Annotated in this window: 23 protein-coding genes; 16 read left to right on the top strand and 7 right to left on the bottom strand. The window is 38.1% G+C overall.

The window, feature by feature from the left end; translation table 11 throughout:
• Nucleotides 1-97: 97 nt before the first annotated feature.
• The 3 genes from pyrH (at nt 98) to ligA (ending at nt 3666) form a co-directional block, all read left to right on the top strand.
• A complete protein-coding gene (gene pyrH, locus ABR854_RS23250; protein WP_350268252.1) occupies nt 98-814 on the top strand; it encodes a UMP kinase in 717 nt (238 codons plus the stop codon).
• Between the two features lie 47 nt (nt 815-861).
• Nucleotides 862-1422 carry a ribosome recycling factor gene (frr, locus tag ABR854_RS23245; RefSeq protein ID WP_350268251.1) on the top strand — a complete coding sequence of 187 codons (561 nt, stop codon included), beginning with the start codon at nt 862-864 and terminating at the stop codon, nt 1420-1422.
• 177 nt (nt 1423-1599) lie between these two features.
• The gene (ligA, locus tag ABR854_RS23240) at nt 1600-3666 is read left to right on the top strand and encodes an NAD-dependent DNA ligase LigA (RefSeq protein WP_350268250.1); all 2067 of its coding nucleotides are present in this window, start codon (nt 1600-1602) and stop codon (nt 3664-3666) included.
• 59 nt (nt 3667-3725) lie between these two features.
• On the opposite strand, the gene ABR854_RS23235 is transcribed toward ligA, so the two are convergent.
• Nucleotides 3726-4058, bottom strand: a complete 333-nt coding sequence (locus tag ABR854_RS23235) for a transmembrane 220 family protein (protein ID WP_350268249.1) — start codon at nt 4056-4058, stop codon at nt 3726-3728.
• Between the two features lie 420 nt (nt 4059-4478).
• Here ABR854_RS23235 and fsa point away from each other — a divergent pair, with 420 nt between their 5' ends.
• From fsa to ABR854_RS23205, 6 genes are all read left to right on the top strand, one after another.
• Nucleotides 4479-5138 carry a fructose-6-phosphate aldolase gene (gene fsa / locus ABR854_RS23230; protein WP_350268248.1) on the top strand — a complete coding sequence of 220 codons (660 nt, stop codon included), beginning with the start codon at nt 4479-4481 and terminating at the stop codon, nt 5136-5138.
• A 113-nt stretch (nt 5139-5251) separates the two neighbouring features.
• Nucleotides 5252-5929 (top strand): cell division ATP-binding protein FtsE, encoded by a 678-nt coding sequence (locus tag ABR854_RS23225; RefSeq protein ID WP_350268247.1) that lies wholly within the window; start codon nt 5252-5254, stop codon nt 5927-5929.
• An 81-nt stretch (nt 5930-6010) separates the two neighbouring features.
• A complete protein-coding gene (locus tag ABR854_RS23220) occupies nt 6011-7291 on the top strand; it encodes an Hsp70 family protein (protein WP_350268246.1) in 1281 nt (426 codons plus the stop codon).
• 61 nt (nt 7292-7352) lie between these two features.
• A complete protein-coding gene (locus tag ABR854_RS23215) occupies nt 7353-7751 on the top strand; it encodes a nuclear transport factor 2 family protein (protein WP_350268245.1) in 399 nt (132 codons plus the stop codon).
• A gap of 4 nt (nt 7752-7755) precedes the next feature.
• Entirely contained in the window at nt 7756-8352 is a 597-nt protein-coding gene (locus ABR854_RS23210) for a GNAT family N-acetyltransferase (RefSeq protein WP_350268244.1), read from the top strand.
• Nucleotides 8349-9248 carry a carbon-nitrogen hydrolase family protein gene (locus ABR854_RS23205; RefSeq protein ID WP_350268243.1) on the top strand — a complete coding sequence of 300 codons (900 nt, stop codon included), beginning with the start codon at nt 8349-8351 and terminating at the stop codon, nt 9246-9248. The genes ABR854_RS23210 and ABR854_RS23205 overlap by 4 nt, the downstream gene beginning before the upstream one ends.
• 88 nt (nt 9249-9336) lie before the next feature.
• Here ABR854_RS23205 and ABR854_RS23200 read toward each other — a convergent pair whose 3' ends face one another.
• The 3 genes from ABR854_RS23200 to kdsB all read right to left on the bottom strand — a co-directional run bounded on the left by ABR854_RS23200 (nt 9337) and on the right by kdsB (nt 12533).
• On the bottom strand, nt 9337-10050 hold the full coding sequence (locus ABR854_RS23200; RefSeq protein ID WP_350268242.1) for a hypothetical protein: 714 nt from the start codon (nt 10048-10050) through the stop codon (nt 9337-9339).
• A gap of 48 nt (nt 10051-10098) precedes the next feature.
• Nucleotides 10099-11661, bottom strand: coding sequence for a T9SS response regulator signal transducer PorX (gene porX / locus ABR854_RS23195; protein ID WP_350268241.1), 1563 nt, complete (start codon nt 11659-11661; stop codon nt 10099-10101).
• Between the two features lie 128 nt (nt 11662-11789).
• Nucleotides 11790-12533, bottom strand: a complete 744-nt coding sequence (gene kdsB / locus ABR854_RS23190) for a 3-deoxy-manno-octulosonate cytidylyltransferase (protein WP_350268240.1) — start codon at nt 12531-12533, stop codon at nt 11790-11792.
• A 168-nt stretch (nt 12534-12701) separates the two neighbouring features.
• On the opposite strand from kdsB, the gene ABR854_RS23185 reads away from it, so the two are divergent.
• On the top strand, nt 12702-13784 hold the full coding sequence (locus ABR854_RS23185) for a LysM peptidoglycan-binding domain-containing protein (RefSeq protein WP_350268239.1): 1083 nt from the start codon (nt 12702-12704) through the stop codon (nt 13782-13784).
• A gap of 207 nt (nt 13785-13991) precedes the next feature.
• Nucleotides 13992-14762, top strand: coding sequence for a TIGR02757 family protein (locus tag ABR854_RS23180; RefSeq protein WP_350268238.1), 771 nt, complete (start codon nt 13992-13994; stop codon nt 14760-14762).
• A gap of 75 nt (nt 14763-14837) precedes the next feature.
• On the opposite strand, the gene ABR854_RS23175 is transcribed toward ABR854_RS23180, so the two are convergent.
• Nucleotides 14838-16199, bottom strand: coding sequence for a M20/M25/M40 family metallo-hydrolase (locus tag ABR854_RS23175; protein WP_350268237.1), 1362 nt, complete (start codon nt 16197-16199; stop codon nt 14838-14840).
• 201 nt (nt 16200-16400) lie between these two features.
• Here ABR854_RS23175 and ABR854_RS23170 point away from each other — a divergent pair, with 201 nt between their 5' ends.
• Entirely contained in the window at nt 16401-17603 is a 1203-nt protein-coding gene (locus ABR854_RS23170; RefSeq protein ID WP_350268236.1) for an ROK family protein, read from the top strand.
• A gap of 65 nt (nt 17604-17668) precedes the next feature.
• Here the strand turns inward: ABR854_RS23170 and ABR854_RS23165 are convergent, their stop codons facing one another.
• Nucleotides 17669-18742 carry a mevalonate kinase family protein gene (locus ABR854_RS23165; protein WP_350268235.1) on the bottom strand — a complete coding sequence of 358 codons (1074 nt, stop codon included), beginning with the start codon at nt 18740-18742 and terminating at the stop codon, nt 17669-17671.
• A gap of 343 nt (nt 18743-19085) precedes the next feature.
• Nucleotides 19086-20303 carry an MFS transporter gene (locus tag ABR854_RS23160; protein WP_350268234.1) on the bottom strand — a complete coding sequence of 406 codons (1218 nt, stop codon included), beginning with the start codon at nt 20301-20303 and terminating at the stop codon, nt 19086-19088.
• Between the two features lie 180 nt (nt 20304-20483).
• Between ABR854_RS23160 and ABR854_RS23155 the strand changes: the two genes are divergently transcribed.
• From ABR854_RS23155 to ABR854_RS23140, 4 genes are all read left to right on the top strand, one after another.
• Nucleotides 20484-21113, top strand: a complete 630-nt coding sequence (locus ABR854_RS23155; RefSeq protein ID WP_350268233.1) for a Uma2 family endonuclease — start codon at nt 20484-20486, stop codon at nt 21111-21113.
• A gap of 74 nt (nt 21114-21187) precedes the next feature.
• The gene (locus tag ABR854_RS23150) at nt 21188-22339 is read left to right on the top strand and encodes a Gfo/Idh/MocA family protein (RefSeq protein ID WP_350268232.1); all 1152 of its coding nucleotides are present in this window, start codon (nt 21188-21190) and stop codon (nt 22337-22339) included.
• An 86-nt stretch (nt 22340-22425) separates the two neighbouring features.
• Nucleotides 22426-23478: a sugar phosphate isomerase/epimerase family protein gene (locus ABR854_RS23145; RefSeq protein ID WP_350268231.1), complete on the top strand. Its 1053-nt coding sequence runs from the start codon at nt 22426-22428 to the stop codon at nt 23476-23478.
• A gap of 64 nt (nt 23479-23542) precedes the next feature.
• The gene (locus ABR854_RS23140; protein WP_350268230.1) at nt 23543-24130 is read left to right on the top strand and encodes a Uma2 family endonuclease; all 588 of its coding nucleotides are present in this window, start codon (nt 23543-23545) and stop codon (nt 24128-24130) included.
• The last annotated feature ends 9 nt before the right edge of the window (nt 24131-24139 follow it).

Genomic DNA, 24139 nt, shown 5'->3' with positions numbered 1-24139 from the left:
TGCCACACTTGTTTTAATAGTTCAATTCAAAATTCTACCTTCAAAATTTTCCAAACTCAAAAATTTAACCCTAACTTTGCTTTAAAATACACCCTCAATGTCTGAACTAAAATACAAGCGAATCCTCCTCAAATTAAGTGGCGAAGCCCTCAACGGTGGCGATAAAAGCCAAATTATTAACTCCGATATTCTTTCGCAATACGCCCAAGAAGTTAAATCTATTATTGATGCAGGTTGCCAAGTAGCAATCGTAATCGGCGGCGGAAATATCTTTCGTGGAGCAAGCCAAAACTCTGGTATCGACCGTGAACAAGGCGATTATATGGGTATGATTGCCACCGTTATTAACGGAATGGCCATCCAAAGTGCCTTAGAAAAAGCTGGTTTAAACACACGCTTGATGTCGGCTATTAAAATGGAACAAGTTGCTGAGCCATTTATTCGTCGTCGTGCGATTCGTCACCTCGAAAAAGGCCGCATCGTAATCTTAGGTGCAGGAACAGGAAACCCCTATTTCTCGACCGATTCGGGCGGAGCATTAAGAGCCAACGAATTGGGCGTTGATGTTTTGATGAAAGGCACAAGCGTTGACGGAGTTTATACAGCCGACCCACGCAAAGACGCAACCGCCACCAAATACGATAAAATAAGCTACGAAGAAGCCATCAACAAAAACCTAAAAGTGATGGATTTGACGGCCTTTGCACTATGTAAAGAAAACAAAATGCCAATTATTGTCTTTGATATGAATGTTGCAGGCAATTTGATGAAAGTGGTAAAAGGCGAAAACGTTGGTACTTTGGTAGGAGATTAATTGAATATTTATAAATATTGTAGTTTAGAAATACGAAGTTTAAGAAAATGGAAGAAATAGAATTAGTCCTTGATATGGCGAAAGACACGATGGAACGTGCCTTGAAACATACGCAAATCGAACTTTCAAAAATCAGAGCAGGGCGTGCTTCTACCCAAATGCTCGATGGAATTCTGGTTGAATATTATGGCTCGCCTACGCCATTGAGTCAAGTTTCATCAATCAGCACACCTGATGCTCGCACAATCTCAATCAAGCCTTTTGAGCGTAAACTCATCAACGATATTGAGCGTGCCATTATCAACTCAAATATTGGTCTTTCACCTGCCAATGATGGTGAATTGATTCGTCTGAATATCCCACCGTTAACCGAGGAGCGTCGTAGAGAATTAGTAAAAAAAGCAAAAAATGAAATCGAAGTTGCTCGTGTGAATATTCGTAAGGTACGCCAAGAAGCCAACGAAGAATTAAAGAAAATTCAGAAGGATGGTGGCTCGGAAGATGAAGTAAAAAAAGCAGAAGAACGTGTTCAGAAAATGACTGATAGCTACATCACGAAAGCCGAACAATTAATGGCCGAAAAAGAAAAAGACATCATGCAAGTATAGTGTAGCACAATTTTCCAAATTGTGCAAAATAATAGAAAGCCTGCTCCAAACAGCAGGCTTTTTTAATGAAATCTTTATAAATTGCGTTATAATTTGGGATTTAACAACTTTTCAAGGATGCCAAGTCTAAGTTAAAATAACTAATTCCCCAAGAACCAATAACCAGTATCGACCCCTATGAATCCTGCCGAACGCATAAGCGAACTAACCGAAAAACTCAATTACTACAACCAACGCTACTACATGGATAGTGTATCGGAGATTTCTGACCAAGAGTTTGATATACTCTTGAAAGAGTTAGAATCGCTCGAAAATCAATATCCCGACTTAAAATTACCTGAATCGCCAACGCACCGAGTGGGCGGCACTATTACCAAAAACTTTGCGAGTGTCGAACACCGGTACCCGATGCTTTCGTTGGCCAATACTTACAACGAACAAGAACTCATTGACTTCGACGAAAGAGTAAAAAAAGGACTCAACGGCGAGACCTACGAATATATTTGCGAGCTAAAATTCGATGGAATTTCGCTCTCAATGACCTACGAAAACGGCATTTTTGTACGTGGTGTAACTCGTGGCGATGGTGTAAGAGGTGATGATATTACCAATAACGTAAAGACAATAAAAACGTTACCACTTAAAGTAGCTCCCCCATCGGGGGTGGGGGGAGCTTTTGAAATTCGTGGTGAAGGTTTTCTCCCCTACTCATCATTTGAAAAAATGAACTCTGATGCCGAAGCAGCGGGCGAAGAAAGTTACGCCAATGCTCGAAATGCCGCTTCAGGAAGTTTCAAATTACAAGATTCGGCCGAAGTTGCACGTCGTGGCCTTGATGCTTATGTTTATCAGTTTTTATCAGATGAAGAAGTTTTTGCAACGCACGAAGAAAGCCTCATTGCACTCAAAAACTTAGGCTTTAATGTTTCACCAACTTGGCAAAAATGCTCTGATATTCAGTCAGTTATCGAATATATTAAACTTTGGGATGAAAAACGTTTTTCATTACCACTCGCTACTGACGGTATCGTGATCAAACTCAATTCGATTGCACAGAGAGCCGAACTGGGTTACACGGCTAAGAGTCCACGTTGGGCAATTGCCTATAAATACAAAGCCGAATCGAAACCTGCTATTTTGAAAGCCGTTACCTATCAAGTTGGTCGTACGGGGGCAATTACACCAGTTGCCGAACTTGATAACGACAAACTAAATGGCAAAGGAATACATTTATCTGGCACAACAGTAAAGCGTGCGTCGCTCCACAATGCCAACGAAATTGAGCGTCTGGGCCTTAGAATTGGTGATACTGTATTTGTAGAAAAAGGTGGAGAAATCATTCCGAAAGTAACGGCCGTTGATTTATCGAAGCGAGATATGTTCAACACGCAAGAAATTGTTTACCCAACAACTTGCCCCGAATGTGGTGGTACATTGACTCGTAAAGAAGGCGAAGCAAATCACTATTGCACCAACGAAAAAGGTTGTCCGCCACAAATTCGAGGTCGAATCGAGCATTTCATTCACCGAAAAGCGATGAATATTGATAGTTTAGGTGAAGGAAAAATCGAACTTCTATATGACAAAGGCTTGGTCAACGACATCACAGATTTATATGATTTAACCTACGAAAAACTTTTCGGACTCGAAAAAGTAACAGAAGATGAACTCACAGGAAAAATCAGGAAGATAGGTTTTAAAGAAAAAACCGTACAAAATATCTTAGATGGCATCGAAAAATCGAAACAAGCACCTTTCAAACAAGTGCTTTTTGGCATCGGTATTCGTTATGTAGGTGCAACGGTGGCCGAAAAACTGGCGAGTTTCTTTAAAAATATTGATAATATCAAAAATGCTGATTACGAAACGCTTCGCACGGCTCCCGAAATTGGCGATAAAATTGCCCAAAGCATCGTAGAATATTTTCAAAACGAAGAAAACCAAGTTTTCATCGAAAAACTACGATTAGCTGGCTTACAGTTTTCGGCACAAGACGAAGTAAAAGAAATAGAAGGCGACCAACTCGCAGGAAAGACATTCCTTTATACAGGCACATTTGCCAATTTTGAGCGTGAAGCCCTCGAACAAAAAATCGAAGCCAATGGCGGAAAAGTTGTGAGCGGAGTTTCAGGAAAATTAGATTTTCTGATTGTGGGCGAAAAACCTGGAGCATCAAAAATACAAAAAGCCCAAAAACTCAACGTCAAGATGATTTCGGAAGACGAGTTTATGGCGATGCTTTAATAGTTTAGAGTTCTGAGTGTAGAGTTAAAATTCATCACTCAGAACTCTAAACACAGAACTCACTTTAATGCTGCACAAATCCACATTCCAATAGTGCAGCATCCCAAACCAAGCGATTCACGCCCCAACTCAATATTTATCGTTTTCATACCTTGATTCAACAAAACGCCCTCCCATGCTGGTGGAAATTGGTTGATTGCCCACATCAAAAAAAGCAAGCCAATGCCAAAATACATCACTTTATCGCCTTTCCCTTGCAGCTTATAATAACACAAATACGTCGGAATCAAATAAACCGGAATCCATACATAAGGGTCTGGGTCATTATATTGCACAAGAGCAAAAACAAAAAACATTACTACAAAAAACCATAAGATTACTTTCTGTACCATAATTTTAAAGACTTTGGGTTAGGAATATTTCTCAAAACAAACAAAATTACAATGAAGGCTTTTCAAAAAATATGATATATCTCCTTAATTTTTTTTAATGTCATAATATTACCTATCAAGTCACTGATTATCAGTTAATTATATTGATTTTTACATCAAATTATCAAAAAACTATTAATTTTGTCAAAGAAAACGTTTGCAGACAGTCAAAAATTTACTACTTTTGTGTCGGCAAATTACCAGCTCCTGCTGAATCCCCCAGGTCTTGACCGAAGCAAGGGTACTGTGGTTGAGCGGTGAATTTGCCTTTTTTTTTGACTTATTCGCATCAATATATTTGTAATTTCTATGTCTAATTGCCCCATGGCATAGGAGTTCCCAACAAAAAGTCCCCCTTTAGGGGATAGGGGTTTTTTCTCCATGAAATTTTTTATTGATACAGCCTCTCTCAAAGACATTCAAGAAGCACAAGACCTCGGCATTCTTGACGGCGTAACTACCAACCCTTCATTAATGGCCAAAGAAGGTATTTCTGGCAAAAACAATGTCATGCGTCATTATAAAGCAATCTGCGATATTGTAGATGGTGATGTAAGTGCTGAAGTTATTGCTACAACTTTCGAGGAAATGATTGCCGAAGGTGAAGAATTAGCCGAAATCGACGAGCAGATTGTAGTAAAAATACCGATGATTAAAGACGGTATCAAAGCTATCAAATATTTTTCGGAAAGAGGTATCAAAACCAACTGTACGTTAGTATTCTCGGCAGGACAAGCTCTTTTAGCTGCCAAAGCTGGTGCAACTTATGTTTCTCCATTCGTTGGTCGTTTAGATGATATTTCATCAGATGGCATGATTTTGATTGAAGATATTCGTACAATTTATGACAACTACGGCTTTGAAACGCAAATCTTAGCTGCTTCAGTACGTCATCCTTTACATATCTTACAATGTGCTAAAATTGGTTCTGATGTAATGACTGGTCCACTTTCAGCTATCATGGCTTTATTGAATCACCCATTGACTGACAGCGGTTTAGCTAAATTCTTAGCTGACCACGCCAAAGCAAACGGAAAATAAAATTAATGTAGAATTAAGAATGTAGAATTGAGAATGTCGGTAGTACTTCTTTAGTATCAACCTATAAAATTATTTTCAATCATTCTACATTCTTAATTCTCAATTCTTAATTTATGCCAGTCATTTCACTACAAAACGCTTTTATTTACCAACGAGACCAATTGGTTTTGTCGGATGTAAATTTTAGTATCCAAAAAGGAGAATTTGTATATCTGATTGGTCGAACTGGTAGTGGAAAATCTTCACTTCTACAAACGCTCTACGCTGATCTTTGGCTTGAAAAAGGCAGTGGCGTTGTTGGTGGATTCGAACTTCATGCTCTGAAACGCTCCCAAATCCCTTATCTTAGAAGAAATATCGGCATCGTTTTTCAAGATTTTCAGTTGTTAAGTGATAGAAACATCGACAAAAACCTCCGCTTTTATTTAAAAGCCATGGGTTTGACTGAAAAAACAGAAATGGATAAGCGAATTACGGAAGTGCTCGCGTTAGTCAATCTCCCACATATTCTCGAAAAAATGCCACATCAACTCTCTGGTGGTGAGCAGCAAAGAGTGGGCATCGCCCGAGCATTGCTCAACAAACCCGATATTATCTTAGCCGATGAACCAACGGGTAACCTTGACCCCGAAATGTCAGTAGAAATTCTGAAACTTTTCCTCGATATTAATGCGAAATCAAATACTGCCGTTCTGATGGCAACGCATGATTTTGAGCTTATCGAACGCTTCCCGCACCGTACACTCTACTGCGATAAAGGTCAGGTTCGTGACCTTGCTGAAAGTATGTAAATTTTTATCGTCGCACAATTTTCTAAATTGTGCCGCACCAAACACAATTTAGAAAATTGTGCTACTACAAAACCTTTTTTCATGAGCAAATATATTTACGGAATTGATTTCGGCACGACCAACTCGGCACTCGCAATTCTTGATACAGAAACCAATAATTTAGTTAAACTATTTACAATCCCTTCACTGCTATTTTTCCCTGAGCCTGTCAATCCAAAAGAGCCTGTTGTTCCAACGGTTGGGCATGATGCAATTTCGCTCTATGTGCAGAATCGTATGCGTGGACGATTTATGAAGTCTATCAAAAAGGTTTTACCCAATAAAAGCTTTATTGATACTCGCATCGGCTCGAAAAACTACCGTGCAGAAGATTTGGTGGCTTTGATTTTAGTTCATTTAAAGAAAGTAGCTGATGAATTTGTAGGAGAAAACGTCAAAACAGCTGTAATTGGCCGCCCAGTAGTTTTCGATGAAAACCCTGAAAAAGATGCTTTAGCTCAAGAAAGATTATCAAAAGCAGCACAAATTGCAGGTTTTGAAGAATTTTACTTTCAAATGGAACCCATCGGTGCGGCTTTTACTTATGAACGCCAAATCGAAAATCAACAATTGGTCTTGGTGGCCGATTTTGGTGGAGGTACATCCGATTTTTCGTTGATGAAACTTAACCCCGAAGCTATTAATCAAGCCGATAGAACGGCTGATATGCTCGCACAAGGAGGTATTTATATCGGTGGCGATAGTTTCGATTCTGATATTATGTGGCACAAAGGTACACCTCATTTTGGGCGTGGTGTAAAAGAAGAATTTACTCCTGGGAAACCGATTGATTTACCTCTTTCGTATTTTTATAGCATTTGTTCATGGGAAAAAATGAACTTCCTCGACTCGCTCCGTATGAAGTTGAGCATTGCTAAATCTTACCAATATTCGGGCAAAGATTATCGAGTAAAAAATCTTCAAACCTTGATTGAACAGAATTTAGGTTATGTACTTTTCAAGCAAATAGAAAAAGTAAAAATCGACTTAACAAAGTCAGATGATGCAGTATTTGAGTTTAACGAAAGTGAAATAGCCATCAACGAACCCATTTCGATTCAAGCATTTTCAGAAGAAATCATTGATAAAAACGTAGAGAAAATTGAACAATATTTGCAAGAGTTTCTCGACAAAAATCAAATAAAAAATGAAGATATTGATGTAGTATTTATGACGGGCGGAACTTCGATGGTTAGACCGTTGAACAATATTTTTATGCAGCGTTTTGGAACCGAAAAAATCAAATCAGGCGATAATTTTAATAGTGTAGCAATGGGTTTAGCTTATAGCTATCGTGTTTTGGCTGAGGCTGAAATTTCTTGATTTTTTTATATATTGCAAGAACTATTCAATTTCTACTTAATTTTTAAAACTTACTATTGATATGTCTGCTTTAGAAACCGTAAAAAAATACTACGATTGTTTTAATAACAAAGATTGGCAGGGAATGTTGGCTCTTGTTCATCCTGAAATCAAACACCAACCCAACCAAGGTGATGAACGAATTGGTATTGAATTATTCACGGCATTTTTGCAAATGATGGATGAATGTTACGAAGAAACACTCACCGAAATTGTACTTTTGAGCGAACCAACTGGCAACCGTGTGGCCGCCGAATTTATAGTAAATGGAATCTATAAAAAAGGTGACGAAGACTCACCAGCCGCTCACGGACAAAAATATGTGTTGCCCGCTGGAGCATTTTTGGAGGTAAAAGGCGATAAAATTACTCGTGTAACTACTTACTACAACCTTCCACTTTGGATAAAGTTGGTTTCATAAGAAAATGGCTCAGCTTTCATATATCACCAAAACAGGTGCATTAATAACATCTGTTTTCGAAGACCTCGCTCAGCTAAGAATTGCAGTCTTTAAGGCTTTTCCGTATCTCTACGAAGGAAGTATTGATTACGAAAAAGAATACCTCAAAGTTTATTCTGAGTCTGAAAATGCTTTTTTATTTGTAGTCTATGATGGCAGCAAAATGGTTGGAGCAACTACTTGCATTCCTTTGATAGATGAAACTCCCGAAGTACAAGAGCCTTTTATAAATGCGGGAATCGAACTCGAAAGTGTGTTTTATTTCGGAGAAAGTATTCTTTTGCCCGACTATCGTGGTTTAGGTTTAGGACATCGTTTTTTTGATGAAAGGGAAGCTCATGCCCGAAGTTTTAGCACTTGTAAAATCACCAGCTTCTGCTCAGTAGTTCGTGAGGAAAATCATCCTTTACGACCTTCTGACTATCAACCCTTAGATAAATTCTGGATAAAAAGAGGCTATAATAAAGAAAATTCGCTCAAAAGCACCTTTGAATGGCTTGATATTGGAGAGCAGCATTCTACTCAAAAAGAAATGATTTATTGGACAAAACAACTATCATGACCATCACCATAGCTTCGGCACAGTACCCAATTACCGAACACAAAAGCCTTGACCACTGGCGAGTCCATACCGAAAAATGGGTGGCTAAAGCCGCTCGCCAAGATGCTCAAATCTTACTTTTCCCTGAGTATGGTTCGATGGAATTGGTGAGTTTGTTTTCAGATGAAATTCGTGCAGATATTCGTTGGCAAGTTAGAGAACTTGATACACTTAAAGCCGATTTTTGCGAAACATTCAGTCAACTCGCTCGAAAATATCAAGTAACAATCATTGCTCCAAGTTTTCCTGTACTTGAAGGGGATAAAATTTATAACCGTGCATTTGTTTTTTCAGAAAAAGGCTTGATTGGCTATCAAGATAAGTTTTTTATGACTCGTTTCGAGAATGAAGAATGGAGAATTGATTCAGCACCCAAACAACTAACCGTTTTTGAAGGAGATTGGGGCAGTTTTGGCATTCAGATTTGTTATGACGTTGAATTTCCAATTGGTTCACAAAATTTATGTGCAGCTGGGGCTTCGCTCATTCTATCGCCAAGTTGTACCGAAACCATTCGTGGAGCAACCCGTGTACACGTGGGAGCAAGAGCCAGAGCCTTAGAAAATCAATGTTATGTAGCAGTTTCACAGACGATTGGTAATGCTGCGTGGTCGCCAGCAGTTGATATAAATTATGGTTTTGGGGCTTTTTATACAACTCCTGACAAAAATCTACCAGAAGAAGGAATTATTTCTACAAGCAAAGCTCAAGAAGAAGGTTGGTTAGTAGAAACGCTTAATTTTGAGAAGATTAAACAAGTAAGAACTGACGGACAGGTATTTAATTACAAAGATTTGCAAAAGCTAAATACGCAATTTTTAAGCGAAGAAATCAAAGTTTTACAAGTACGAATTTAACGTACATTTTATCTGTGACACGCATAGCGTGCCACAGACGATATTCCTGGTCATGTCATGCTGTGCATGGCACTGATAAAGCGAATTTTCATAAAAAGCCAGCCAAGCCAATTTTGACTACAATCTGATTAGTGCTGGTCAGAATCTGTTTAAATGATGCTTGATATGTACTGTTAATTTCTACTGAATTTGGTTTTACAATTCTTGTAGCGTCGGCTTGTTGGTAATACAGACCAATATCAAGATAATTATTTTTTAGCTGTCCCGATAGCTTTATACCAAGCCCCACTCCTGCCCCATAATTCGGCACAAGCTTATTCACAGCTTTCAGAATTTCGCTCTCGTCTTGTCCGAATTGCTCAACAACACTCGTTCGGATGAGTTTCGCACCAAAAAAAGCATCAGCATAGGGATTCAGTTTGGAACTCCATAAAATTGGTCGATAACGAGCCACACCATTGAGCCAAAACGAATGATTTGCTACGTAAAAATCACCTAAAGATGCACTGATTGGTGTTTTATCTCTTCCGTTCGACTGAAAGCCGAATTCTCCACCATAAAATACGGTTGATGCTTTGCTTCTTTTATATGGATTCATTAAACCACCTATAACCAAGCCACCTTTTGTGCCAGCTTTATCAGCATCTTCCAATATTTTCTGATAATTCCCGACAGCATTTCCCAAATTCAACGATATATACCACGAATACTTATCTTCAAGGTACTTTTCGGTTTTATCTTGAGCAACAGCACTGATAATCAAACAATTAAGCACTATCAAAAGGTATATAATCGGTTTCATCTTTTGTTGTGGTAGGTGATTATTCTTGGCACAATTCAGTAAATTGTGCTACTTGGCGGTCAGATATGCAAACGGCACAATCATTTCTTCTATCGAAATGCCTCCGTGTTGAAAAGTATCTCGATAATGACTCACGTAATGGTTATAATTATTCGGGTACGCAAAGAAATAATCTTCCATTGTAAAGAAATACGCCGTTGAAATATTCGGTTTTGGAAGCATAAAGGTTTCTGGCTTACGAACTACCAAAACGTGGTCGTTTTTATCATCTAAGTTTAGATTTTTGCCTTGTTTATAACGTAAATTAGTATTTACGTTTCTATCGCCGACGATACGTTTTGGATGTTTTACTTTTATCATTCCGTGGTCAGTCGTAATGACCAAACGTCCTTTTTTCTCGGCAATTTTCTTCAATAAGTCCAATAAAGGCGAATGTTCGAGCCAAGATTTAGTAATTGAACGATACGCCGACTCATCGGGTGCAAGTTCTTTAATCATACCCATTTCGGTACGAGAATGTGAAAGCATATCCACAAAATTATAGACAATGGCTACGAGTTGGTTTTTCAATAAATTATTGAAATTATCGACTAAACTTTTGCCTTGTGCCGTATTCAGAATTTTGTGGTAAGAAAAACTGATATTCTGACGGCTTTTCTCGATTTGGCGTTTCAAAAACTCACCTTCATTATTATTCAAGGCATCTTCGTTTTCGCCTTCATCGTTTACCCATAAATCAGGGTGATATTTGGCCATATCCGAAGGCATCATTCCCGAAAAAATCGCATTTCGGGCATACGAAGTAGCTGTTGGCAAAATTGCATAATAATCGCTTTCTTCTTCTACATTAAAATAATCCGAAATTACTTCTTCGATTACCTTCCATTGGTCGTAGCGAAGGTTATCAATCAATAAAAAGAAAAGTGGAGAATCATTTTTTACCAGAGGAAAAACCTTATTTTTCATCAACTGATGCGAAAGCAAAGGTTTATCGGCTTTGGGGTCAGAGAGCCAGTCTTCGTAGTTTTCTTCGATAAACTTGCAGAAATTTGAGTTGGCTTCAGCCTTTTGCATACCAAAAACTTCCTCCATACTTTTATCATCTGATTTATCGAGTTGAAGCTCCCAGAAAATCAATTTTTTGTATATTTCTGACCATTCTTCGTGACCAATACGGTCGTTATATTGCATGGCCAAATTTCTGAAATCTTGCTGATACCCCAGATTAGTTTTCTCCGAAATCAGGCGTTTATTATCAAGAATTTTCTTGACAGATAGCAAAATCTGATTTGGATTGATAGGTTTTATCAAATAATCAGCAATTTGCGAACCGATTGCATCTTCCATGATACGTTCTTCTTCCGACTTCGTAATCATAACGACTGGCAAGTTTGGCTTCAAGACCTTAATCTTTGAAAGTGTCTCCAAACCTGTCATTCCTGGCATCATTTCATCCAAAAATACTACATCGAATCGTTCAGACTCTACCTTATCAAGTGCATCAGCTCCACTTGGCACAGGCGTTACGTCATAGCCTTTGGCTTGCAGGAAAATTATGTATGGTTTTAATAAATCTATTTCATCATCGGCCCAAAGAATATTGTATCGCATAAAATATGGTTTAAATCTCCCCAGTCGCAACGGTATTGGGGAGTTTCGTTAAATTAAAATAAGACTACTTTGTAATTTATCTTTAACGGAATAAACTCTCTTTTGTTGCCTTCGCCTTTCTTAAAAAATCACAAAAGACTTTTATTCAATTTTTCTAAATCTTCGGGCGTATCAACGCCAATGCTTTCATAATTGGTGATAGTTGCATAAATTTTATACCCATAACCCAGCCAGCGTAATTGTTCAAGCTTTTCGGTATTTTCGAGGGGTGATGGCGGTAAATGCGAAATCTGCTCTAAAACATCATTTCGATAGGCATACAAACCAATGTGCTTGTAAAAATCGGCATGTTCGAGCCATGTTTCGGGTTCGTGACCACGCACATAAGGTACGGTTTGACGACTAAAATACAAGCATTGCTTTCGCATCGTAAGCACAGCTTTCACCACATTTGGGTCAAAAAGTGTTTCATAATCACTTATTTTTTTTACTGCCGTTGCAATTTCAGTCTTAAAATCAAGCAGTTTCGCCATTTGTTCTATTGTTTCAGGGTCGATGAAAGGTTCATCGCCTTGAATATTGATAATATAATCAAATTTACTACTCCCACCTGCTTTTTGAAGGGCTTCAAAACAACGGTCAGTACCACTTGGATGATTTTCAGATGTCATGTAGGCTTCGCCACCAAATGAAATTACGTGGCTAAGAATACGAGGGTCATCTGTGGCTACAACAACTTTACTTAGGCTTTTTGCCTTTTGTGCTTGCTCATATACTCGCTGAATCATGCTTTTTCCACCAATATCAGCCAAAGGCTTCCCTGGAAAGCGACTCGAAGCGAATCTTGCTGGAATAATACCGAGAATTTTCATAGGTTTTGTTGCTTGAAAGTGGCGAATTTACACCAAAAAAAAAATATATACGTTAATCTGTCACAGAATCGTTAAATTTGCATAAAATTGAATTAAATACCAGTGAAAAACGAAGAAATTTCGACACTTTGGTTCCATCGTGCATTATAAAAATTTAATTACGCCTCTATGTTCAGATTGTTTTGTTGCATAATAGCTTTAGGGTTTATTCTAACAAACGCTTATGCTAACCCCGTTGATTCGCTTGGAGTTGAGAAAAGAAACGGAAAGATTTTAGTTCAACATAAAGTTGAGAAAGGCGAAACGCTGTATTCCATTCTGAAAAGATATGATTGCACGGAAAAAGATTTTTTAGCAGCAAATACTTCGTTTAAAAAAGGAACAACGATAGCTCCAGAGCAAGTAATTGAGATTCCATTCAAAAGTAAAAAAATAGCAAAAAAAGCACCAATAGTAGAAATAATTCCAGCCCCAGCAACTTCTAAAAACGATAAAAAGAATATCGACGAAAACGGTATTGAAATTGTCGATATACCAGAAGCTACGCCAAAAGAAACAGCTCAAGTTAGTGAAAAAGTTAGTCAGACTGATTCATCAAAAGGAGTTTTGGAAAAAACTGATGCCGTAAAGAAACCAACGCCAGCGAAAGCTCCACTTAGAGGCAAAACCCACACAGTACTTGCTGGACAAAATCTGTTTACGGTTGCAAAACTATATAATATAAAAGTTTGGCAAATCAGAGAATGGAATAGTTTGACCAACGATGCCTTGAAAGTAAATCAAGTTTTAATAGTAGAAAAACCTGCAAATTTTATAACGAAAGTAGTCAAAAAGGATACGCTAAAGCCAAAATCCGTACAAGTACAAGCCCCAGCAGGCGACGTAGCGGTAAAAGAGAAAGAAAAACCAAAAGACCAAGCTGTTGTAAATAAACCAGTAGCCAGCAAGCCCGCAGCTACAACTGTACCAAATGCCCCAGGTGGCAAGAAGTTTTCGGAACAAGGAATTGCCGAAATGATTGATGCGGGTGCCAGCACCAATAAATTTTTGGCTTTGCACCGCACAGCTCCAGTTGGCACGCTCATTAAAGTTGCAAATCAGGCCAATGGCCAAAGTGTTTGGGTAAAAGTTATTGGCAAACTAAGCTCATCAGGCGATGTAGTGATAAAAATTTCACCAAAGGCTTTTGAGAAATTATCACCAAAAGATAAACGAATCAGAGCCGACTTGAGTTATAGTGTTAGTAATTAGTCCACAGTCTACTGTTAGGTTAACTTTTTTTCATTTCATTTTTTTAGCTTTTTATGCAAACCAAGTCAAAAATTTGGACGGTTTTATTTGCAGTCTTATATCCTTTCATTACAGTATTCGGTTTTTTATTTACCGCCATTGTGGCCATTTTTTCGTGGATTTCTAATACAGTCGTTTGGATTTTAAAGAAGATAAAATCATAAGATAATGTCGCAAATCATTATTGATTTACTGAATGAAAAGTACGAGTTGTTTAATCAACCTGATTTTATTCCTCACGATCCAATCAGTATTCCGCATCAGTTTATTAAAAAGCAAGATATAGAAATTACAGGTTTTATTGCCGCCACTCTCGCTTGGGGACAACGAAAAACCATCATCAATAAATGTAATGAGCTTATTAGCTTAATGGATAATGCTCCCTACGATTTCATCAAAAATCACCAAGATTCTGACCTCAAACGCTTTCTTGCATTTAAGCACCGCACTTTTAATGCTACCGACACACTTTATTTTATAGAATTTTTTAAGGTTTTTTATGCCAAAAACGATTCGCTCGAAAATGCTTTTGTAGTGGGATTGAAGGCTGAGGATGAAGATATTAAGGTTGGTTTAGAAAATTTCCAAAACGTATTTTTCAGTATAGAAGACTACCCGATTCGTACACGGAAACACGTGGCTACGCCAGCACGAAATTCTTCTTGCAAACGTATTAATATGTTTTTACGTTGGATGGTCAGAAAAGACAACAAAGGCGTTGATTTTGGTATTTGGAATACAATAAAAACATCGCAGTTGGTTTGCCCCTGCGATGTTCATGTTGAGCGTGTTGCTCGAAAACTCGGTCTGATTACTCGTCCAAAACCCGATTGGCAAACGGCCGTCGAACTTACGCAAAATCTCAAGCAACTCGACCCAATCGATCCAGTAAAGTATGATTTTGCACTGTTTGGGTTGGGCGTTGAAGGATATATGTAAAGAGTTACGAATGACGATTTACGAATTATTGTTCTCTACCAATTCGTAAATCGTCATTCTGAAATCGTAATTTGTTTAGAGTCCGTATTTATCAAGTAAATAAACCAAGGCGGCCATTGAAGCAGCTCCAAGATTTAGCTCACGTTCATTTACGGCTTCGAGCGTATCGGTCTTGGCGTGATGAAAATCAAAATAGCGTTGAGAATCTGGTTTAAAACCAATCAATAAAGTACCCTGTTGGCCTAATGGGCCAATATCAGCACCGCCACTTCCTCTGCCAATTTCTTTCAAATCATAAGCTGAAAGTAGGTTTTTATAAACCGTAACTTTGGAAATTTGGGCATCAGTTCCTACCATTCCGAAACCTCTTGGCGTAAATCCGCCATTGTCTGACTCGATTGCCGCAATGTGTTTTTCGTTATTTTGTTTGGCTAAATCAGCGTATTTTGTTCCGCCACGCAAACCATTTTCTTCATTCATAAACATCACCACTCTAATTGTGCGTTTTGGTTTGATACCCAAAGCCTTCAAAGCACGCAAAACCTCTATTGATTGCACACAACCTGCACCATCGTCTTGAGCACCTTCGGCCAAATCCCATGAATCAAGGTGTCCACCAACTACAATAATTTCATCTGGTTTTTCTGTTCCTTTGATTTCTCCAACCACATTGTGTGAGGGAGCATCAGGCAAAGATTCACAACTTTGTTTGAAATAAAACTTTAATTTAGGATTTTCTTTGAGCATTTTACTCAATAAATTTGCTCCATTAGTGCTAATTGCTGCCGTAGGAATCATCGGCACGCCCGTTGCATAACGCATACCACCTGTATGCGGATTATCATCTTGGAGTGTCGTCATCGAACGCACAATTGCACCAACTGCACCATATTTAGCGGCTTGTGAAGCACCATTTCCACGTTGGTTTACAGCTCCACCATACGCCTCAAATGTATTAATTTTTGTGGCATCCATCGGACGATTAAAAAGTACAATTTTACCTTTTACTTTTTCTGTTCCGAGTGCTTCGAGTTCTTCAAAATTCTTTACTTCAATCACTTCCGCCTTAATTCCAGCTATTGGGGTAGCAATCGAACCACCTAATGCTGCAATTGGCACATTAATTTTTTGTTTACCCGTTTCTATAAAAGCAGTTTCTTTTTGCCCACGTACCCAATGAGGCACCATCACATCTTGTAAAAATACTCGCTCAAAGCCATATTCTTCCATTACTTTTTTTGTGTATTGAACAGCCTTTGCCGCACCATCTGAACCGCTAAGTCTTGGACCAATTTTCTTACTCAAATACGTGAGCGTTTTGTAAGCCTCTCCTTTTGAAAGGATTTCATTATAAATTTTTCGGATTACGAGCGAATCACTGTCTTGTGAAAAAGCTGAAAACGAACAAAAAAGAAGAAGTACTACAATTTTTTTCATGTTTGTATAATACGGTAGGTTTAGTTTATTGATTAGGCAATTTAAAAAAAAACGGTGAGTTTATCATCATATTAAATAGACGTAAAAGGGAAATTATTTGAAAAATATTTTTCTAAATACTCAATTTATAGCAAATATTATTTTTGTTATAAGTATTCTTAAAAAAGATATATCTTTGTTCAATAAAAACTTTTCGCAAATATGATTGAAACTAAAGAGTCAGTAGTAGAAATAAAAAAAATTAAGTTAAAACAACAACTTTTAAAGGAATTATACCTCAATGGACCTAATACAATCATTGATTTAAGTAAAACACTACATTCAAGTCCGCCGTCGGTAAATGTGCTTTTCATTGAACTAATGCAAGAGGGTTGGCTTACGGAAGTCGGAACAGGTAATTCAAAATCGGGTAGAAAGCCAGTACTTTACGGTCTCAATGCTGGACATGGCTATATTCTGACTTGGCTCATTAATAAATTTGATAGTACAATTATATTATATAACCTGAAAAATGAAGCTTGTGCCAAGAAAAAATTTAAACTTCAAATCGAAAATAATACCGCTTATGGCACATTTATTTTAGAAAAATCAATTGAATTTCTAAAAAAAGAAGGCTTTAGCACCGAAAAAATCTTAGGAATTGGCATCTGTATGCCTGGTTTGATTGATAAAGAATCAGGTTATAATTTCTCTTATCCAACCAGCGAAGGCAAGCCAATAAATATTTTAATGAGTGAACACTTCAATGTGCCATCTTATACGCTCAACGATGCAAAAGCCATTGCTTTGGGCGAAAAACGCTTCGGATTGGCACATGATTTCAATAATGTACTGGCTATCAATATCGATTGGGGTGTTGGTTTAGGAATTTTGATTGATGGCGAGGTTTTCAACGGAACTTCTGGCTTTACGGGCGAACTCGGGCACATTCAGGTACGTGGTGCGGGCGAACTTTGTTCGTGCGGGAAAATTGGCTGTTTAGAAACCGTTGCAACGGCCCAAGTACTTATCAAAAGAGTAAAAGAAGAGTTGCAAAATGGTCGAGTTTCAAAGATTGTGCAACTCACAAAAGGCGATATTGAATCAGTCGATGAAGATATGATTATTGCTGCTACTCATTCGGGCGATGAACTTTGTATTGATTTACTCAACGAAATCGGAACAGAACTGGGCAAAGCTCTTTCGATTGCTGTCCATTTATTTAATCCTGAATTGATTTTGGTTGATGGTCTTCTGGCCAAAGCCGATAAATTTATCACAATTCCGATTGAACAGGCAATTAATAAATATTGCTTGAGCGAATTTAAAACCAAATTATCGGTCAATACTTCTCAACTGGACGAGTCAGCAGGTTTTTTAGGCACATTTTCGTTCGTCTTAGAACATTTGTTTGACGAAGTTTAAAACATAAATAATGTAGAATTAAGAATATAAAATATTGACTATCAATCATTCTTAATTCTACATTCTTAATTCTCAATTATCGTAGTTCCTGCATCAATACTGATCACATAGCTTTTACCACCCACTTTATCAATTGCCTCGGCTACTTTTTCGGGGTTATTTGGGGCGTAAACAAACATACACCCTCCCCCACCCGAACCATTAATTTTCCCACCTAAAGCACCAGCATTCATGGCGGCATCAAGCATTCGTTCAATTTTTGGCGTGGAAATCCCCAGTATGTCTCTCAAAATTGTGTGATGTTCGAGCAGTAAATTGCCTAAAACTTCATCAGTCATTTTATCTGACTTGAAAAGAGCTAAAGCTTCTCGCAGAATATCTCTATTTCTGAGGGTTCCGAGCAAAAGTGTATAATCATCTTCACTCAAAAAAGTCTTCAATTTTTCTTTTTCGAAAGAGTCAAAAGTGTGCAGAGAGAAATCAGGTAATTGCTCTTTTATCTTTTCAATGAGTGCCAAACGGGCGAATTTTGCTCGTTTCAAGACCCCAATCGTATCTTTTGGCTCACAAGAATCGGCCAAAACGAAGCTACCCAATTTGGGTTCGATGGCTTCGGCAGTCGTGATGGGGTCAAATTCTAAATACACAGCATTCCCGATGGCAGTAGAAAGGTGGTCCATCATTCCGCCAGGTTCACCAAACTCAACTACCTCGGCTTGATAAGCCATTTCGCCCAATTCTTTTGATGAAAATTCTTGTGGAATATCAGCCATTTTCGATAAAAAATGAATCCAGGTAACCAATAATGCTGACGAACTTGATGTACCCGAATTGATAGGAATATTACCTCTTACAGTACATTCTAAACCTTTTGAAAAAGTTAAGCCTCTGTCAATCAGCACATTATAACCACTTCTAAAATAATCTCTTTTTTGTTGATATGACATTCGAGTTGCCGAAATCTCCATGAGCAACTCAGAACCAATATCGGGTAAATGAATAACGATTTGGTTATCGGCACGATGCTCGCCTGACATATCAACCCTACGAGAAATTGCCGCAGCAATAACGGGTAAACCGAGATAATCTTGATGTTCTCCGAAAAGGCAAATACGTCCTGGAGTTGATATTTTTATCATCAATCTATATTAAAATTTTATTTAAGTCTTATTTGCTCAAATTTAACACAAAACTCTCAAAAGATTAATTATTTATTTATCTATAATTTAATTATAAATAAATTTTTTAAAAACATTATGCAATTAACAAAAAAATATTTTTATTTGTATTGAAATTGATGGAGTCGAGAAAGTCAAAGATATTTTTTTACATCATCGTCAACAAGCATCATAATTAATAGAGAAAGTTAGTAATTTAATTCTTATCCCTTATTTCGCTTGAGATAAGGGATTTTTTGCATTAAAAAGCCTCGCTAATTACTTAGCGAGGCTTTTTAACAATTGCATAATATGATCGAAAACCTTATGCTTGAGCAGGTTTTCTTTTTTGCCAGAAAAACAAAATTATGAACGCTACAATCAAAATAGCTGGAAATAATACCATTGTGCTAAGAGTAGCTTGTCCAGCAGCCAGTTCCATTTCATCACCTGTCAAACCAGCAGCTGTTTGTTCAGCCTTTGCTGAGTCAATCCAACGACCAATAATTGGTTGGAAAATTGAGGTTGAAAACATACCTACACCACCAATGATTGACATGCCCAGTGCACCACTCAAAGGCACTTTTTCGGCAATAAAACCAACCATATTTGGCCAGAATAAAGCAACACCCATTGCAAAAAAGATAGCTGCTACGTAGGCCATCGCCCCTGTTTGAGTACTAAATAAATAGATACCAATAGCAGCTAAAACAGCCGAACCAAGTAAAACACCTGTTTGGTCAAATTTCTCAACGATTGGACCGGCAAAGAATCTGATAACGGCCATCAAACCAGTTACCAAAGCTAAAATAAGCATTGGGCTTGCACCTGATTTACTCATAATCAAGCCAGTCCATTGTTGTGGACCAAACTCTGTGATGGCAGTAAGAGCCATACAAGCAAACATAAAAATATACAAAGGCGTAGCCATTGCTTTTAGGTTTTCTCCGATCGAAGTTACACCTTCAGTTTTAGGTTTCGGAAACTCTTGTCCCCAGAATAAATAAGCATATATTAATGTTGGCACTAAAATCAACCAAATTTGTGGCTGCCATCCTAAGCCCAGTTGTTTTGTCATAACTTCTGACAACAAACTGCCAACCACAATTCCGCCAGGAAACCACATGTGAAAACGGTTCAACATTTTGCTCATTTGTGAGCCAGAATAAGCATCAGCAATCATCGGATTACAAGCGGCTTCTGTACAGCCATTACCGATACCAATCAAGAATGTTGAAACCAAAAGACCAGTATATCCACCCAATACTTGTGGATAAAGCGTCAAGAGAATACCGAGAGCGTGACACACGAAAGCAATCATCATGATTTTTTTCGGGCCTACGGTATGATACACGAGTCCACCAACAATCATGGCAATAGGAAAGCCCAAAAACCACATCGAATTGATGAAACCAAGCTGCTCGGCTGATAAATTAAAATCTGTTGCTAATTGCGGAAGAATCCCCGCACGAATACTAAAAGAAAAGGCTGTTGTGATGAGAGCAAAACAACTTCCCAGAAAAAGACGGTTCTGATTTACCATAGTTTTAGAAGGTTTTAAGGGTTTTGAATAAATTGAGCCGTAAAAATAGAATATTTTAAATTTTCCCAAAAGAAAATCCTATTTTTAATTGTTGATTCGACACTTTTTCAGAAATTTGGCAACGCAATTAACAAGAATCTGTGGTTTTATGTAAATTGCTACTCAAATAAATTCTTTTGTATGGAAACGGCTCTTTCACCGAAAAAACGTTATCGTCATCACTTCGCAAAGCATGAGATTCCAAAATCACTCATCTATGAAATGTACGATGGAAAACCTATGTATTATAAAGGTTACAAGGACGTGATGAATCATTTAAAAAGCACAGAAGAAATCATGGGACAAAGTGATATTCAGTATATCCTACTAAACATTATTTTAAAAAACCTTTTCAGAAATTTAGATGATGATAAATATTTTGTAGGAAGTAACGAAACGGGGTTTCATCTATCAAAAAACAATAATATTTCATCTGATATTGTAATTTTTGACAAGGAAATCCTAAAAAATAGAGAAAATAAAGGTAAATATTTTGATATTCCTCCACTGGCAGTTATCGAAATAGATATTGAAGCCGATGCCAAAGACTTTGGTCTAAGTGAATTTGACTATTACTCTATGAAAACTAAAAGTTTATTAGATTTTGGAGTAAAAGAAGTTTTTTGGTTCTTTTCGGCATCCAAACAAGTAGCCATTGCTCGTCCGAACCAAGATTGGATTATTGCAAATTGGGATAAAGAATTAGTGGTTTTGGGCGAATATAAATTTTCGCTCGAAAAATTACTCGAAAAAGAAGGATTCAAACTTTAGAAAATTCTATAAAACTTAGCGTAAATCGCAACACATTCAACATTAATCATTAAAAATTAATCATTATTTAAACTATGGCTCGTAAAATCCGAATAGGTATGGTTGGCGGTGGTCGAGGGGCATTCATCGGGGGTGTTCATCGAATTGCGGCTGCCATTGATGGTGAAATCGAATTAGTTGGTGGGGCTTTTAGTTCCACACCAGAAAAATCAAAAGCATCGGGCGAAGACTTAATGCTTGACCCCGCTCGTTGCTACGGCGATTTCAAAGAAATGATTCAAAAAGAAAAGCGTCGCAAAGACCGCATGGACGCTATTTCAATCGTTACACCCAATCACATGCACTTTGCTCCCGCAAAAATGGCCTTAGAAAATGGCTTCCATGTGATTTGCGACAAACCCGTAACTTTCACACTTTCGGAAGCTCGAAAACTGAAAGACATCGTTGAAAAAACAGGTTTAACATTTGCTCTAACGCACAATTACACGGGCTATCCGATGATAAAACAAGCACGTGCCATGATTCAAGCGGGTGCAATCGGAAATATCCGCAAAGTTATTGTTGAATATCCGCAAGGTTGGTTATCCTTTCCTGAAGAACAGACAGGTAACAACAAACAAGCCGAATGGCGTACTGACCCTAAACGCTCGGGAATTGCAGGTGCTGTCGGTGATATTGGCACACATGCTGAAAACTTGGCTGAGTATGTAACTGGCTTAAAAATCACTGAGCTTTGTGCTGATGTTTCGACATTTGTAGAAGGTCGTTTGCTTGATGATGATGCCAATGTTTTATTGCATTTCGACAATGGTGCAAAAGGTATTCTGACTTGTAGTCAAATTGCAAATGGCGAACAAAACGGACTCAATATCAGAGTTTATGGAGAACTCGGAAGTTTACACTGGCACCAAGAAACGCCTCAATATTTAAGACACAAATCTATTGATGGACAACGTATTTTCGAACCATCGGTGGGCGATTTATACGAAGCAGCTAAGGTGAGCTCACGCATTCCGTTCGGACATCCAGAAGGTTATTTAGAGGCATTTGCTAATATTTACAAAAACTTTGCTCGCACGGTTCGCAAGCGAATGAATGGCGAAACACCTAACGAATTCGACCTCGACTTCCCAACAATTGATGATGGAATTAGAGGAATGCAGTTTGTGGAAACGGTGATTGCATCGGGTAAATCTTCATCTAAATGGGTGAAGTTCAAAAGTTAATTTTGAATAATATTTATAAATTTCTTACAAATTTAAAACGATAAAAATCTCCCTTTAGTGGCGAGATGCGTAATCATAGGGCTTATATGAAAACAATAAAAGGACCAGCGATATTTCTTGCTCAGTTTATGGGCGATGAAGCACCATTCAATTCACTCGATACAATTGCCGACTACATGGCAGGTCTCGGCTATAAAGGAATCCAGTTACCCTCATGGGATAGCCGTGTGATTGACCTACAAAAAGCAGCCGAAAGCCAAACTTACTGCGATGAATTGAAAGGTAAATTAAAAGATAAAGGCTTAGAAATTACTGAATTATCAACGCACCTTCAAGGGCAATTGATTGCTTCGCACCCTGCATACAATACGATGTATGATGCGTTTGCTCCAGCAGCCGTACATGGCGATGAACCAGCTCGCCGCCAATGGGCTGAGCAACAACTCAGATGGGGAGCAAAAGCGTCGCAAAATCTTGGTTTGACATCACACGTTGGTTTTTCTGGAGCATTGGCTTGGCCATTCTTGTATCCGTGGCCACAACGTCCAAGTGGTTTGATTGAAACCGCATTCAAAGAATTGGCCAATCGTTGGAAACCAATCTTAGATTATTATGATGAGTGTGGCGTTGATTACTGCTACGAATTACACCCAGGTGAAGATTTGTTCGATGGAACAACTTTTGAAATGTTTGTAGATTATTTGGGTGGACACTCACGTGCTTGCATCAACTACGACCCAAGTCACTTTGTGCTGCAACACCTTGATTATTTGGCATTTATCGACCTTTATCATGACCGTATCAAGGCATTCCACGTTAAAGATGCCGAGTTTAATCCATCAGGGAAACAAGGGGTTTATAGTGGTTATGCTGGCTGGGCTGACCGTGCTGGTCGTTTCCGTTCATTGGGCGATGGACAGGTAGATTTCAAAGGTATTTTCTCGAAACTATCGCAATACGACTACGATTCGTGGGCTGTTTTGGAGTGGGAATGTTGTGTAAAATCATCTGAGCAAGGTGCTGCTGAAGGAGCTCCGTTTATTCAAAACCATATCATTCAAGTAGCTACTCGTGCATTTGATGATTTTGCGGCTACTGGTGCCGACGAAGCAGTGAATCGCCGAGTTTTAGGGATTTAATAGTTTTTTATTTATATTTGAAAAGGAGTTGAGGCGTTTCAACTCCTTTTCCACATTAAAGCCTATGACAGCACACGCCACAACCACCGCATTAGTATCAGTAGAGGAATATCTCTGCATGCTCGAAAAATCTGATGTAAAACTTGAATATCGAGCGGGAAAAGTAGTTGCAATGGCAGGGGCTCAAGCTCCGCATAACATCATTGCAATGAATTTTGCTGGTGAACTATTCGCTTGCCTAAAAAAAGCAGGGTGTCAGATTGTGGGCGGTGACCAACTCGTAAAAATTGAAGCTTGCAAGCGTTATACATTCCCTGACTTGGTGATTGTCTGTCAAAAAGCAATATATGAGAAAGCCCGTAATGGTTTGGATGCTCTCGAAAATCCCGAAGTTATTATAGAAGTAGCCTCCGAATCGACAGAGTTGTATGACCGAACCGACAAGTTCAAGTGTTACCAAACACTTCAATCTTTAAAAGAATACGTTTTGGTAGCATCAACTAAAAAACAAGTAGAGGTTTTCAGACGACACAATCATAATGAATGGATTTTGCATATTTATGATGAAAATGATAATCTTGTCAAAATCGGAAATTGTGAAGTTTCATTAGATGATATTTATAATAATGTGGAAATGGCTGTTGAAGAGTAACATTTTCTT

This window comes from Emticicia sp. W12TSBA100-4 (genome assembly GCF_040253585.1).
Classification (GTDB): Bacteria; Bacteroidota; Bacteroidia; order Cytophagales; family Spirosomataceae; genus Emticicia.
This window is presented reverse-complemented; position numbering and strand designations above follow the sequence as displayed.

Coding starts and splice junctions, on each gene's coding strand:
- ABR854_RS23180 (WP_350268238.1), top strand. CDS start 13,992: ATGTCGCAAATCATTATTGATTTACTGAATGAAAAGTACGAGTTGTTT.
- ABR854_RS23170 (WP_350268236.1), top strand. CDS start 16,401: ATGATTGAAACTAAAGAGTCAGTAGTAGAAATAAAAAAAATTAAGTTA.
- ABR854_RS23215 (WP_350268245.1), top strand. CDS start 7,353: ATGTCTGCTTTAGAAACCGTAAAAAAATACTACGATTGTTTTAATAAC.
- ABR854_RS23235 (WP_350268249.1), bottom strand. CDS start 4,058: ATGGTACAGAAAGTAATCTTATGGTTTTTTGTAGTAATGTTTTTTGTT.
- ABR854_RS23205 (WP_350268243.1), top strand. CDS start 8,349: ATGACCATCACCATAGCTTCGGCACAGTACCCAATTACCGAACACAAA.
- pyrH (WP_350268252.1), top strand. CDS start 98: ATGTCTGAACTAAAATACAAGCGAATCCTCCTCAAATTAAGTGGCGAA.
- ABR854_RS23175 (WP_350268237.1), bottom strand. CDS start 16,199: ATGAAAAAAATTGTAGTACTTCTTCTTTTTTGTTCGTTTTCAGCTTTT.
- ABR854_RS23155 (WP_350268233.1), top strand. CDS start 20,484: ATGGAAACGGCTCTTTCACCGAAAAAACGTTATCGTCATCACTTCGCA.
- ABR854_RS23165 (WP_350268235.1), bottom strand. CDS start 18,742: ATGATAAAAATATCAACTCCAGGACGTATTTGCCTTTTCGGAGAACAT.
- kdsB (WP_350268240.1), bottom strand. CDS start 12,533: ATGAAAATTCTCGGTATTATTCCAGCAAGATTCGCTTCGAGTCGCTTT.
- ABR854_RS23220 (WP_350268246.1), top strand. CDS start 6,011: ATGAGCAAATATATTTACGGAATTGATTTCGGCACGACCAACTCGGCA.
- fsa (WP_350268248.1), top strand. CDS start 4,479: ATGAAATTTTTTATTGATACAGCCTCTCTCAAAGACATTCAAGAAGCA.
- ABR854_RS23150 (WP_350268232.1), top strand. CDS start 21,188: ATGGCTCGTAAAATCCGAATAGGTATGGTTGGCGGTGGTCGAGGGGCA.
- ABR854_RS23200 (WP_350268242.1), bottom strand. CDS start 10,050: ATGAAACCGATTATATACCTTTTGATAGTGCTTAATTGTTTGATTATC.
- ABR854_RS23210 (WP_350268244.1), top strand. CDS start 7,756: ATGGCTCAGCTTTCATATATCACCAAAACAGGTGCATTAATAACATCT.
- ABR854_RS23140 (WP_350268230.1), top strand. CDS start 23,543: ATGACAGCACACGCCACAACCACCGCATTAGTATCAGTAGAGGAATAT.
- frr (WP_350268251.1), top strand. CDS start 862: ATGGAAGAAATAGAATTAGTCCTTGATATGGCGAAAGACACGATGGAA.
- ABR854_RS23185 (WP_350268239.1), top strand. CDS start 12,702: ATGTTCAGATTGTTTTGTTGCATAATAGCTTTAGGGTTTATTCTAACA.
- ligA (WP_350268250.1), top strand. CDS start 1,600: ATGAATCCTGCCGAACGCATAAGCGAACTAACCGAAAAACTCAATTAC.
- ABR854_RS23225 (WP_350268247.1), top strand. CDS start 5,252: ATGCCAGTCATTTCACTACAAAACGCTTTTATTTACCAACGAGACCAA.
- porX (WP_350268241.1), bottom strand. CDS start 11,661: ATGCGATACAATATTCTTTGGGCCGATGATGAAATAGATTTATTAAAA.
- ABR854_RS23145 (WP_350268231.1), top strand. CDS start 22,426: ATGAAAACAATAAAAGGACCAGCGATATTTCTTGCTCAGTTTATGGGC.
- ABR854_RS23160 (WP_350268234.1), bottom strand. CDS start 20,303: ATGGTAAATCAGAACCGTCTTTTTCTGGGAAGTTGTTTTGCTCTCATC.